We start from the raw sequence: 13,033 nt of genomic DNA, 5'->3' as shown, positions 1-13,033 counted from the left end.
GCGCTCATCGACGGGTGATGTCGTCCCAGATTTTGTTCAGGCGCTTGGTGGAAACCGGGTAGGGCGTGCGCAGCTCCTGCGCAAACAAGCCGATGCGCAGCTCTTCGATCATCCAGCGGAATGGCAGCAAGGGGGCGGTATCGCGTCCTTCACGCTGCCATTTTTCCAGCTCCAGCAGCCAGCGGGTCATCAGCTCGTTGATCTCGGCGCCGCGCTGGCCGTCCCGCTGCGGGTTCTGCACGCGCTTGTCCAGCCGCACGCGGATTGCCTTGATATAGATCGGCAGCCGCTGCAATTGCTCCCAAGGTGTTGCGGTCAGGAAGCCATTGAACACCAGTTTGTCGAGCTGGTCTTTCAGCTGCGCGTGGATGGGGCCGGGCTTGCCCAGATGGGCTGCCAGCGGCGCGTATTCCACCACGATATCAGTGAGCGAACGCGTTACCGCATCGCGCACGCTGGGCAGCCGTACCTTGGCACGGGATTTCTGGGCATCGAAATCCTTGCGGGTGCGTGGCGGCTCGTCGTCACCCAGGAACGCACGGTTGCAGATGGTGCTGACGATATCGGCCATCAGCATGTCCGGGTTGCCCAGTGCGCGCAGCGCAATCGCCAGCTGCTGGAAATTGGGAACGGATTTTTCCAGCTGCTTCACGTGCTCTTTCAGCTCGATGCGCAGCAGTTTCACCACGCCTTCGCGGTGGGCAGCGTCAGCTGCATGCCGGGTATCGAAGAGTTCGATCGCGCAACTGGCTTCCTCGGCCACGAGGGCAGGGTAGCCGGTGAGCTTGCGGCCCTGGCGCTTGATGGTCAGGCTGACCGGCAGATCGCCGAAGTCCCATTTCACCAGGCCGCTCTGTTCGATGCCGACATCATCGGCTTCATCGCGGAAGGTGAGCTGCGCTGCATCGCCCAGTTGTGCGCGGATCGCGATCAGGTCGCGGCCGGATGCCAGCTCCTGCCCGCCGTCATCCACCACGCGGTAGTTCATCTGCAGGTGCAGCGGCAGATCGCTGGTATCGAACTCATCCGCACTCACCTGCTGGCCCACGCCGCGTGTAACCGCCTGCGCCAGTTGTGGCAGCAGCGGTGCTTCGCGGTCGGCTTTTTCCAGATCGGTAAGCATGCGCGTGGCAAATTCGGGCACCGGCACGCACAGCCGGCGGATGGCCTTGGGCAGCGATTTGACCAGCAGCGTGATTTTCTCGCGCAGCATGCCGGGCACCAGCCAGTCGAAGACGGCGTGGTTCACGCGGTTGAGCTGGTGCAGCGGCAGCGTGATGGTCACGCCATCGAGCGCATGGCCGGGCTCGAAGCGGTACGCCAGCGGCAGCTTGGTCTCTGCCAGCCGGAAGAACGGCGGAAACTGATCCTCGGTGACGCTGCTGGCCGAATGGCTCATCAGGAATTCGCGCGTCAGGAACAGCAACTGCGGGTCGGCTTGCTCTGCCTTCTTGCGCCACGCTTCAAAGCCCGCACCGCCGACGATATCGGCCGGTATCAGTGTATCGAAGAACTGGTACAGCGCTTCTTCATCCACCAATACGTCCTGGCGACGTGCCTTGTGCTCCAGTTCTTCGATTTCCAGCAACAAGCCGATATTGTGATCAAAGAACCTGGCGTTGGTCTTGTAATTGAAGCGCACCAGTGCATCGCGGATGAACATCTCGCGTGCTTCCACCGGGTTGATGCGGCCGTAGTTCACGCGGCGGCGGTTCACGATCGGTAGCCCGTACAGCGTGACGCGCTCGCTCGCTACCACTTCGGCGCGCTCTTTCTCCCAGTGCGGCTCGAAGTAGTGCTTGCTGGTGAGGTGGGCGGCAATGCGCTCGACCCATTCGGGCTCGATGGCCGCTACGGTGCGGCCGAACAGCTTGGTGGTTTCCACCAGGCTGCCGGCCACGATCCACTTGGGCCGCGCCTTTTTCAGGCAGGAGCCGGGGAAGATACTGAACTTCAGCCCGCGTGCACCCAGGTATTCGTCGTTTTCCGGCTGCTTCATGCCCAGGCTGCCCAGCAGGCCGGCCATCAATGCCTTGTGGATCTGTTCGTAGGTGCCGGGGGTTTCATTGCTGCGCCATTCCAGGTCCTCCACCGTATCGGCCAGTTGGCGATACAGGTCCCGCCACTCGCGCATGCGCAGGTAGGAGAGGAAATTGTCGTGACACAGCGTCAGCAACTGCTTGTTGGAGGTCTTCTCGTTCTGCGCACGCTCGAAGAACGTCCACAGATGCAGATAGGAGAGGAAATCGGATTTCTCGTCGGTAAACTTGGCCTGTGCGCGGTCTGCCGCCTCGCGCGCATCGAACGGCCGGTCACGCGGGTCCTGCACTGAAAGGCCGGATGCGATGATGAGGATTTCGCTCAGGCATTGGTTCTCATGCCCGGCCAGCAACATGCGCCCCAGTCGTGGGTCAACCGGCAAGCGCGCCAGTTGCTTGCCGGTGGCGGTGAGTTCATTCACGTCGTCTACTGCGCCCAGCTCGTGCAGCTGTGCGTAGCCGTCGGCAATCAGCTTGCCCGATGGCGCTTCCAGGAAAGGAAACTGGTCGACTACGCCCAGCTTGAGCGCCGCCATGCGCAGGATCACCGCTGCCAGGCTGGAGCGGACGATTTCCGGATCGGTAAACCCGGGGCGCAGGTTGAAATCGTCTTCCGAATACAGGCGCACGCAGATGCCACTGGAAACCCGGCCGCAACGGCCGGAGCGCTGGCGCGCGCTGGCTTGCGAGATCGGCTCGATCTGCAGTTGCTCTACCTTGGCACGTGGCGAATAACGCTTGATGCGTGCCAGTCCCGAATCGATCACATAGCGGATGCCGGGTACGGTGAGCGAGGTTTCCGCCACGTTGGTGGCCAGCACCACGCGCCGGCCATTGCCGGGGCGGAATATGCGTTGCTGGTCTTCGTTGGACAGCCGTGCAAATAGCGGAATCACTTCCGCCCCCTTGAGCTTCGTGCGGCGGAATTCCTCGGCGGTTTCGCGGATTTCGCGCTCGCCGGGCAGGAACACCAGCACATCGCCGGCGCCATCCTGCCGCCACAGGTGCTCGACTTCGCGCACGATGGCTTCTTCCATCTCGATCTCGGCATCGTCTTCATCGCGGCTTTGCAGCGGTGCGTAACGGACTTCCACCGGGAAGGTGCGGCCGGATACTTCCAGCACCGGCGCGCCATCGAAGTGTTTCGAGAACCGGTCGGCATCGATGGTGGCCGATGTGACGATCACTTTCAGATCCGGGCGGCGCGGCAGCAACTGCTTCAGAAAACCCAGCAGGAAGTCGATATTCAGGCTGCGCTCGTGCGCTTCGTCAACGATGATGGTGTCGTAATTGGCGAGGTAACGGTCCGACATCGTTTCCGCCAGCAAGATGCCGTCGGTCATCAGCTTGATATAGCTGTCGCCGGTGGATTTGTCGGTAAAGCGCACCTTGAAGCCGACGATGCTGCCCAGCTCGGATTTGAGCTCCTGCGCAATGCGGCTGGCCACGGAGCGCGCAGCCAGGCGGCGCGGCTGGGTATGACCGATCAGCCCGGTCACGCCGCGGCCCAGTTCCAGGCAGATCTTGGGGATTTGCGTGGTCTTGCCCGAGCCGGTTTCACCACAGATGATCACCACCTGGTTGTCGCGGATGGCGGCGGCGATCTCGTCGCGCTTCTGGTTGACGGGTAGGTTGTCGTCGAACTCGGGCTTGGGCAGCCGCGCACGCCGGCCGGCGGTTTTTTCCGCTGCAGCGGCCAACTCACGGTCGAGTTCGCCCAGCATGCGCTCGGACGGCTTGCCGCTGGCCAGCCGCTCGCTGAGGGTGTGCAGTTTTTTTTCCAGGCCCCAGCGATCGCGTGCGGTGGTCAGGTCAAGGCGGGAGGAGAGTTCGGCAAGGCTGGGTAGGGACATCGGGCTGCGCGTAGGGCGGGATCAGCGCCGATTTTATCACGCGGACAATCGCACTTCCGGCAGAAACTCTTTCAGGATCAACAATTGCGCGCTGCGCTCGCCTTGCGAGATGGTTCTGCACACGCAAGGCCAGCGTTTGCCGGATCGGGTGCAGGCAAATTCACTGGCGCTGCCGTCGAGCAAAGCCTGTGCATTGGGCGTGAAAGCGCTGAGCGGGCGGCCCAGCATGGCCGACGGCGGCGCATTGAGCTTCTCGCACGCCAGCAGGTTGGCAAATTCGACAATGCCGTCCCGTACCAGCATGAACGCCACCGGCAATGCATCCGCCACATCACCGGCCAGCGGATCGGTTACGGCAAGGGCAGCTTCGGCTGCCTTGACGTGGCTGATATCGATGGCGATGGACAGGATATAGATGTCTCCTTCGCGCACCAGCGGCTGCTTGGTGATGTCGAACCAGTGTGTACGGCCGTTGGGCAAGGTCCAATGGTCGACGATGCGTATGGTCGCGCCATCTTCCAGTACTTCCTTGTCGCCGGTCGTGAAAGGCTGTTCGTCTTCACCGATGCCCATGTGCGATTGCATCAGCAGTTCATGGCCCAACGTGGCCTGCGTAGCGCGGTTCACCAGCAGGAAGCGGCCGTGCTTGTCGCGTACGTAAATCAGGTTGGGGCTGGAATCGATGATCTGGTGCACGAAGAGCTGCTGGTTGAACAGTGCTTCTTCCGTGTCTTTCAGGTGCGTGATATCGCGGATCAGCGCCACGCAGTTCTTCACCGAGCGCGGCTGCAGCCGGGCCTCGAATACCCGGTTCTTGCCATCTTCACCGGTGAGCTGGTATTCAAACTGCTGCGCTTCCTGCTTGCTCTGCACGGCAATCAGCGTTTCCAGATACTGGCGGGCAATGCGCGCCGGCAACAATGCCGATAGCTTGACCTGGTTGCTTTGCGTGGAAGGGTGGTGCGATGCGCTGGTCTTGTTCAGCGGCGTGACCTCGCGCGTGCCATGGTCGATCAGCCAGATCAGGTCGGGCAGGCAGGCGTAGATATCGGTGGTTTTTTCGATGGCAAATTCGGTGGGCATAGCCAGCGCATTGATCTCCGGCTGCTTTTCCCCGTCTGGCTGGCGCAGGTAGAGCGCGTAGCCCAGGCAGGCCAGTACACCGAGTTCGCACCCGATCAGCCAGATGCCCATGCTGGAATAGGCCAGCACGCTAATCACGAGCAGCAGCAACGCGCCTATGCCCAATGGCAGATGGCGGATGTATGCAGATGGCGGCGTGGCGTTGCTTGCTGACGAGGTCATGCCGTAGGTGGATCAATGTACACGATGCACAGTGTAGCGGGACTGACCGCGCTTGGCATCAAGCGATCAACAGGAATTTAACTTCGGGGGGACTCAGAGGGGAACTGCTTGGTGATGCTGGCGGAGCGGACGGGACTCGAACCCGCGACCCCCGGCGTGACAGGCCGGTATTCTAACCAACTGAACTACCGCTCCGCAGCGGTTCTCAACGTGCCCGATAACCTAGGTTATTGGTGGGTGGTGACGGGATCGAACCGCCGACATTCTGCGTGTAAGGCAGACGCTCTACCTACTGAGCTAACCACCCCTCGTCGAGAGAGGCCGAATTAAACCATGCGGGTTTTTGGTCGTCAACAGCTTTCCGCAACTTTTGTGAATTTCCTGCTGCAATAGTCCGTCATGGGCGGTTGCGTTATACACTGCAACTCTTGCCTGACATCGAACTGAAACCCTGTCCGTGAAACCGTTTTCCCCACTGACTTCAATCCGCTTCCATACACTCGTACGCGTACTGGAAGCCTGTACAGTCATTGCGATTGCCTGGGTACTGGCGGGCCTCTTCTGGCAAGTGCCCGGTGCACGCGGCAATACCTTGCGGCTCACACCAGCCGCATTGCCGCCCAAGGCGGTGGAGCTGCCATGGACCCGTGCACAGCAGTGGTTCGGTGCCGCGCAGGCCAGCGCCGAACCCCAGGCCAGCACGCTATCTGCACAATTGCTGGCGGTGTTTGCCGGCAACGACAGGGAGAGCGTGGCGATTTTCTCCGGTATTGAGGCCAGCAGCGTTGCTGTGCGCGTGGGTGCCGAGCTGCAGCCGGGGGTGAAGCTGGTACGCGTGGCCAGCGATCATGCACAGATAGAACGCAATGGGGTGCGTGAAGATATCCTGCTGGCACAGCCGGCGGGTGGCAGCCCGGTCAACCTGCAAGGGGGCAATGTTGCCGCACCGGTGGCGCCACGCAGTGGCGAGCCTGCGCCGGTGGATGCGTTGCCGGTCACCATTGCGCGCGGTCAGATGGCCGCTGCCATGCAGACCGGCAATATCGCCGACTGGGCCAAGGGCCTGGCACTGGCCAAGGATGGTGGCCTGCAGATCGATAACGTGGCGCAGCAGCCGTTTGCCAAGGTACTCAACCTGCAGAACGGCGACGTGATCAAGAGCGTGAACGGCAAGCCGCTCACCCAGCTCTCCGAGATTTCCTTCCTCTATACGGTATTCAGCCAGCAGAGCCAGGTGGCGTTGATCGTTCAGCGCCACGATAACCCGGTGCAGCTGCGATATCAGATTCAACCTTGAGAATGGCAATGAAGCTTTCCCTAAAGCGTTCCCTTGTGGCCCTGATGCTGAGCGGCTGTTTTGCCGCCAGCGCATGGTCTGCAGACGACCGGATGACGCTCAATTTCGTCAATGCCGATATCGAATCAACGGTGCGGGCTGTCGGCCTGATTTCCGGCAAGAATTTCATCATTGATCCGCGTGTGAAGGGGACGATCAACATCGTTTCATCACAGCCGGTGGATAAATCCGCGGTCTATCCCATCTTGCTGGCTGCATTGCGCCAGCAAGGCTTTACCGCGGTGGAGAAGGGCAACCTGGTGCGCATCCTGCCCGAGGCGGATGCCAAGCAGCACTACAGTGCCACAGTTTCGCGCGCGAACAAGGTGTCGGGCGACCGCATCGTCACGCAGGTGTTTCCGCTGCAATATGAGTCGGCCAACCAGATGGTGCCCATCCTGCGGCCGCTGATCTCGCCCAACAACGCCATTGCCGCCTATGTGCCCGGCAATGCGCTGGTGATCACTGATTACGCGGACAACATCACGCGGCTGGACCAGATCATCCGCAACATTGATCAGCCGCCCAATGGCGAGATGTTCCCGATCAAGCTCAAGTATGCATCGGCGCTGGATATCGCGCAGACGCTGGGCCGGCTGATGCCGGAACTGTCGGTGCAGACCGGTCAGTCCGCACCCACCGCATCCGACGGCGTCAAGCGCAGCGTGGTGGTGCCGGACGTGCGCACCAACAGCATGCTGGTCCGCAGTGAAAACCAGGCGCACGCGCAGCAGATCAGGAAGCTGATCGATGTGCTGGACCAGCCCGGTGCGGCCGGTGGCAATATCCATGTGATCTACCTGAAGAATGCCGAGGCCACCAAGCTGGCCGCCACGTTGCGTGGCATCCTTTCCGGCCAGGACACCGGCAGCAGCGCCAGTACGGGCAGTACGCTGAGCAATATGTCGATTTCCTCGTCCAGTGGCAACAGTAGTGCCGGCACGGGTGCCGCGGCATCGACCACGCCCAATTTCTCTGGTAACAATGCCGCTGCAACCGGCAGTGCCGGCAGCGTACAGGTTGGCGGGGCAACGGTGCTGATCCAGGCCGACCCGATGACCAATGCGCTGATCCTGACCGCGCCGGAGAACGTCTACAATAACCTGCGCAGCGTGGTGGACAAGCTCGACATGCGCCGCGCCCAGGTCTATGTGGAAGCGATGATTGCCGAAGTGAATGTCTCCAAGGTGGGGGAATTCGGCGTGCAATGGCTGCTGGGGGGCGGCAACGACAATGTGGCAGGCATCGGTTTCAGTTCGCTCGGCCTGTTGACTAACAGCCTGTCCAACATCATCGGCGCGGTAATCAACAAGGACCCGACCGCGCTGGGTACTGGTGGCACTTTCGGCATCGTCAACGGCAACCCGTTCTCCGAGACCGGCAAGACGCCCACGCTGGGTATCCTGGCTACCGCGCTGCAGAACACCGGCAACGCCAACATCCTGTCCACGCCCAACCTGCTGACGCTGGATAACGAAGAGGCGCAGATCATGGTGGGCAAGAACATTCCCATCGTGACCGGCACGCAGTCATCAACCGGCAGCAACCCCAATCCGTTCACCACGGTGGAGCGCAAGGACATCGGCATCACGCTGAAGATCAAGCCACAGGTATCCGAAGGCGGCAGCATCACGCTCAGCGTGTACCAGGAAGTATCCGATATCGACGATACGGTGAAAACCAGCGGCGCCGGCATTGCCACCACCAAGCGCGCCATCGAATCTAAGGTGCTGGTGGATAACGGCCAGATCATCGTGCTGGGCGGCCTGATCGAAGACAAGCTCTCCAACGGCAGCAACAAGATTCCGGGGCTGGGTGATATTCCGGGCTTGGGTACGCTGTTCCGTTACGACACCCGCCAGTGGCAGAAAACCAACCTGATGGTGTTCCTGCGCCCGGTGGTATTGCGCGATGGCGATGCCAGCCGCGCACTCTCCAATGAGCGCTATCAATACCTGCGCAACGAGCAGGGTAATTACGAGATGCCATCGCGCTTCGGTCTGCCTGATCTGCCCAAGGTGCAACTGGCGCCGCAGGTGGATGTGATGCCCGCGCCGGCTCCTGTCCCGGCCCCGGCGCCCACCGTGGCTAACCCGGTCAAGCCATGAGTGCGCGCCTGGTGCCTTACCACTTTGCGCGCGAGCACGGGGTGGTGGATGTAGAGCAGGGCGAGCAGTCCGTACAGGTGTGGATGCGCAAGGGTGCGGCATTGTCTGCGCTGAATGAGGTGCGCCGGCTGGCGGCGCGCCCGCTCGATATCGTTCTGCTGGATGCCAGCGAGTTCGAAACGCGTCTGGGTGGCCTGTTCAGCGGCGAAGGTGCGCATTCATCCACGGTGGCGGGCGATCTGGAACACCATATCGATCTGTCGCGGCTGGCACAGGAAATGCCGGCGGTGGAGGATTTGCTGGAAGCCGAAGGCGATGCGCCCATCATCCGCCTGATCAACGCCTTGCTGACCGAATCGCTGCGCGAAGGTGCATCCGACCTGCATATCGAGCCGTTCGAAACACGCTCGGTAGTGCGTTTCCGCGTGGATGGGCAGTTGCGTGATGTGCTCGAACCCAACCGTGCGCTGCATGGTGCGCTGGTATCGCGCATCAAGGTGATGGCTGGCCTCGATATCGCGGAAAAACGCCTGCCGCAGGATGGCCGCATCACCTTGCGCATTGCCGGCCGCCCGGTAGACGTGCGGGTATCCACGCTGCCCACCGGTCACGGCGAGCGTGTGGTGTTGCGCCTGCTGGACAAATCCGCCGGCCGCCTGAACCTGGAAAAGCTCGGCATGGTTGGCGATACGCTGATCGGGTTGGAAAAACTGCTGCAGCAGCCGCACGGCATCATCCTGGTGACCGGGCCGACCGGCTCGGGCAAGACCACCACGCTGTATGCGGCGCTGTCGCGCATGGATGCCAGCCGCAGCAATATCATGACGGTAGAAGACCCGATCGAATACGATCTGGACGGCGTGGGGCAGACCCAGGTCAACCCGCGCATCGACATGAGCTTTGCCCGTGCCTTGCGCGCCATCCTGCGCCAGGACCCGGATGTGATCATGATCGGCGAAATCCGCGATCTGGAAACGGCGCAAATTGCCGTGCAGGCATCGCTGACCGGCCACCTGGTGCTGGCCACGCTGCATACCAACGATGCGGCCAGTGCCGTGACCCGGCTGATCGACATGGGCGTGGAGCCGTTCCTGCTGTCGTCGTCGTTGCTGGGCGTGCTGGCGCAGCGGCTGGCACGCACGCTTTGCCCGGTATGCAAGACACAGCATGTATTGACGGCGGAGGAGGCGGCCGAAATCGGCCTGCCCGCGCATACAACGGTATACCAGAGTGTTGGGTGCGCCGAATGCAAGCAGAGCGGCTACCGCGGCCGTACGGGGCTGTATGAATTGTTCGTGGTGGATGCCGAATTGCAGGGCATGATCCATGCGCAAGGTGCCGAGCAGGAGCTGAAACGCTACGCCGCCGCGCACGGCATGCTGTCGCTGCGACAGGATGGCGTACGCCGGGCGGCTGGCGGGCAAACCAGCCTGGAAGAAGTCTGGCGCGTTACGCGGGACGTCTAGTGCGTGCTCGGCTGTCGGCTTGGCCGCAGTCAGGAGGGTTGCTCGCGTATAGTGGTTCGCGCAACGGAATGATCAGGAGAGGGGAATGCGCTCAGGTTTGCGCGCTCAGGATCAGCGCAGCGCGGTCCGGATACCGGTGAAATGCCAGGCCCGCATCCGTACGCTGGAGCTGGGCCTGTCGTATTACGGCGACTGTATCGATCTGAGTGTCACTGGCATGACCATACGCAGCATCTTCGTGCCGCGCCCGAACGAAGAACTGGAGGTCTGCGTGATGCCGCCGCGGCAGGGTGGTGGCCTTGCCGCACCGCTGACTGCACGCGTGCGCGTGGTGCGCTGCCACGAAGTCGAGGCGGGCAGTGGCCTGTATGAACTGGGCCTGGAAATCAGCGAGATTGTCCGATGAAGCATTTGCTGCCCTGTCTGATACTGGTTTGCTGCAGCTGGCTGGCACAGGCCAGCGAGCCGCCGGTGCAGGTGGATGCACACCGTGATGGCGACAAGGTGGTGATTTCTGCCGCGTTTACCACGCAAGCGACGCGCGAGCAGGTATGGCAGGTGCTGGTCGATTTTGACCATATGGCCGAATTCATGCCGCGCCTGGCACAAAGCCGCGTGATGCAGCGCGATGGCGACAAGTTGACTGTCAGCCAGCATGGCAGCGTGCATGTCGGTTTTTTCGATCTGCCTTTTGAGTCGGTGCGCGAGGTGCTGCTCAAGCCGGTATCGGAAATCGATTCGCGTGCAGTGGGCGGCAATGCCGGCCAGTTGCAAAGCGTTTCCACGCTGTCGCAGCAGGGGCACGATACCGTGGTAAGCTACCGCGCCGAATGGATGCCCGGTTCCAGCCTGATGGCCAGTTTTGGCGTCGACATGATCAAGAGCCAGCTCGGCGAGCAATTTGCCGCGATGCGTCAGGAAGTGATACGCCGCGCGGCCCGGGCAAGCCCATAGCACAACCTGTTTTTCAACTCTGTAGCGACCCCTGAATCCGCATGCGACTGCTTGCACTCAAAATAGACATTGATACCTACCGCGGTACGCGCGAAGGCGTGCCGCAGCTCGTCGAGGCACTCAAGCGCCACAACGCCAATGCCACCTTCCTGTGGAGCCTGGGCAGCGACCATACCGGCCGCGCCATCAAGCGCGTATTCCGTCCCGGCTTCATGAAGAAGGTGTCGCGCACTTCGGTGCTGGAACACTACGGCTGGAAGACGCTGATGTATGGCACGCTGTTGCCGGGGCCGGATATCGGCAAGCGCTGCGCCAGCATCATGCGTGACGTGGCCGCACAGGGTTTCGAGAACGGCATCCATACCTGGGATCACGTGCGCTGGCAGGATGGCGTGGTCAACGCCGATGCGGCATGGACCGGCGCCGAGCTGACGGCGGCGGTCGAGCGCTACCAGGCCATTTTTGACGAACAGCCGCTGACCCATGGCGCGGCAGGCTGGCAGATGAATCCGCACGCCTACCGGCTCGAGCAGCGCTTGGGGTTCCGCTATGCATCCGATGGCCGTGGTACGCACCCGTACTGGCCGGTGGTGAATGGCGAACTAGTGCGGGTGCCGCAATTGCCGACCACCTTGCCCACATTGGATGAACTGATCGGCGTCGATGGCATCAATGTGCTCAATGTCGATACGCATGTGCTCAAACTGACCGAGACGGCGTTGCCCACCGGGCACGTATATACATTGCATGCCGAGCTGGAAGGCATGAAGCTGCTGCCGGTATTCGAGCGTCTGCTGGCAGGCTGGACCGAGCAGGGCTACAAGCTGGTGAGCGTGGGCGAGCTCTTCGATACGCTGGATTTGCAGGCATTGCCCTACCACCGTGTGGAAATGGGCGAAATCACCGGCCGCAGCGGTGAGCTGGCACTGCAGGGCGCTGTGTTCCCCTGACTTTGCTCATCCATTGCCGGAATGCAAACAAAAACGCCGGCGATGCCGGCGTTTTGCATGCACGCAGCGTGCTTGTGCAGATCAGCCGTCGGACGTGATCTTCAGCACCAGTTCACGCAGCACGCGATCTGCGTTTTCGTTGGCAACCTGGCAGGTACCGGCATTTTCGTGCCCGCCGCCGCCATACTGCAGCATCAGCTCGCCGATGCTGGTTTGCGACGAGCGGTTGACGATGGATTTGCCGGTGGCAAACACGGTGTTCTGCTTGTGCAGGCCCCACAGCACGTGGATGGAGATATTGCATTGCGGAAACAGGGCATAAACCAGGAAGCGGTTGGCTGCGTAGATGGTTTCCTCTTCGCGCAGGTCCAGCACCACCAGATTGTCGTAAACGCGTGAGCAGCGCTGCAGCTGCTCGCGCGCCAGCGGCTCCTGTTCCTTGTACAGTTCGACGCGTTCCTTCACGTCCGGCAAGGCCAGGATGTCCTCGATGCCATGATCGCGGCAGTACTTGATCAGGTCCATCATCAGGTTGTAGTTGGAAATGCGGAACGTCTTGTAGCGGCCAAGTCCGGTGCGTGCATCCATCAGGTAATTGAGCAGCACCCAGCCTTCGGGCTCAAGGATTTCCTCGCGGCTGAATTCGGCCGAGTCGGCTTGGTCGACCGCCGCCATCATTTCCTCGCTGATCTGCGGAAAACGCGCAGCGCCGCCGTAGTAGTCGTACACCACGCGCGCGGCGGACGGTGCCTTGGGGTCGATTACATGGTTGCTGCGCTCGCCCTCGTTGCGGATGGTTTCCGACAGATGATGGTCGAACACCATGTGCGCGCCCGGCACATAGGGCAGGTTGGTGGTGATGTCGCGATCGGTGATGGGTATCTTGCCGTCCTGCATGTCCTTGGGGTGAACGAACAGGATTTCATCAATCAGGTCGAGCTCGTTCAACAATACCGCACACACCAGGCCATCGAAATCGCTGCGGGTTACCAGCCGGTATTTCTGTTCGGACATCACGCTTC

9 protein-coding genes and 2 tRNA genes are annotated in these 13,033 nt (G+C 61.5%); 6 read left to right on the top strand and 5 right to left on the bottom strand.

What is annotated here, in order from left to right; translation table 11 throughout:
• Nucleotides 1–4: 4 nt before the first annotated feature.
• The 4 genes from hrpA to IGB42_RS05885 all read right to left on the bottom strand — a co-directional run bounded on the left by hrpA (nucleotide 5) and on the right by IGB42_RS05885 (nucleotide 5,504).
• A complete protein-coding gene (gene hrpA, locus IGB42_RS05900; protein WP_159668351.1) occupies nucleotides 5–3,892 on the bottom strand; it encodes an ATP-dependent RNA helicase HrpA in 3,888 nt (1,295 codons plus the stop codon).
• A gap of 36 nt (nucleotides 3,893–3,928) precedes the next feature.
• Nucleotides 3,929–5,197: a PAS domain-containing protein gene (locus tag IGB42_RS05895; protein ID WP_159668348.1), complete on the bottom strand. Its 1,269-nt coding sequence runs from the start codon at nucleotides 5,195–5,197 to the stop codon at nucleotides 3,929–3,931.
• A 118-nt stretch (nucleotides 5,198–5,315) separates the two neighbouring features.
• Nucleotides 5,316–5,392: transfer RNA gene (locus tag IGB42_RS05890), tRNA-Asp, on the bottom strand.
• A gap of 36 nt (nucleotides 5,393–5,428) precedes the next feature.
• Nucleotides 5,429–5,504, bottom strand: a tRNA-Val gene (locus tag IGB42_RS05885).
• Between the two features lie 150 nt (nucleotides 5,505–5,654).
• Here IGB42_RS05885 and IGB42_RS05880 point away from each other — a divergent pair.
• From IGB42_RS05880 to IGB42_RS05855, 6 genes are all read left to right on the top strand, one after another.
• Nucleotides 5,655–6,494, top strand: coding sequence for a type II secretion system protein N (locus IGB42_RS05880; RefSeq protein ID WP_159668345.1), 840 nt, complete (start codon nucleotides 5,655–5,657; stop codon nucleotides 6,492–6,494).
• Between the two features lie 8 nt (nucleotides 6,495–6,502).
• Nucleotides 6,503–8,641: a type II secretion system secretin GspD gene (gene gspD, locus IGB42_RS05875; RefSeq protein WP_159668342.1), complete on the top strand. Its 2,139-nt coding sequence runs from the start codon at nucleotides 6,503–6,505 to the stop codon at nucleotides 8,639–8,641.
• The gene (gspE, locus tag IGB42_RS05870; RefSeq protein ID WP_159668339.1) at nucleotides 8,638–10,107 is read left to right on the top strand and encodes a type II secretion system ATPase GspE; all 1,470 of its coding nucleotides are present in this window, start codon (nucleotides 8,638–8,640) and stop codon (nucleotides 10,105–10,107) included. Before gspD ends, gspE begins: the two co-directional genes overlap by 4 nt.
• Before the next feature lie 85 nt (nucleotides 10,108–10,192).
• On the top strand, nucleotides 10,193–10,513 hold the full coding sequence (locus tag IGB42_RS05865; protein WP_159668336.1) for a PilZ domain-containing protein: 321 nt from the start codon (nucleotides 10,193–10,195) through the stop codon (nucleotides 10,511–10,513).
• Nucleotides 10,510–11,061, top strand: a complete 552-nt coding sequence (locus tag IGB42_RS05860; protein WP_159668333.1) for an SRPBCC family protein — start codon at nucleotides 10,510–10,512, stop codon at nucleotides 11,059–11,061. Before IGB42_RS05865 ends, IGB42_RS05860 begins: the two co-directional genes overlap by 4 nt.
• Nucleotides 11,062–11,102: 41 nt before the next feature.
• A complete protein-coding gene (locus IGB42_RS05855) occupies nucleotides 11,103–12,011 on the top strand; it encodes a polysaccharide deacetylase family protein (RefSeq protein ID WP_159668330.1) in 909 nt (302 codons plus the stop codon).
• Between the two features lie 81 nt (nucleotides 12,012–12,092).
• On the opposite strand, the gene IGB42_RS05850 is transcribed toward IGB42_RS05855, so the two are convergent.
• Nucleotides 12,093–13,025 (bottom strand): exopolyphosphatase, encoded by a 933-nt coding sequence (locus IGB42_RS05850; protein WP_159668328.1) that lies wholly within the window; start codon nucleotides 13,023–13,025, stop codon nucleotides 12,093–12,095.
• Nucleotides 13,026–13,033: the final 8 nt, after the last annotated feature.

Origin of the sequence: Andreprevotia sp. IGB-42 (assembly GCF_009848685.1) — a bacterium.
Lineage (GTDB): Bacteria > Pseudomonadota > Gammaproteobacteria > Burkholderiales > Chitinibacteraceae > Andreprevotia.
Note: the sequence above shows the minus strand (reverse complement) of the source record. Positions and strands in the feature narration are given on the sequence as shown.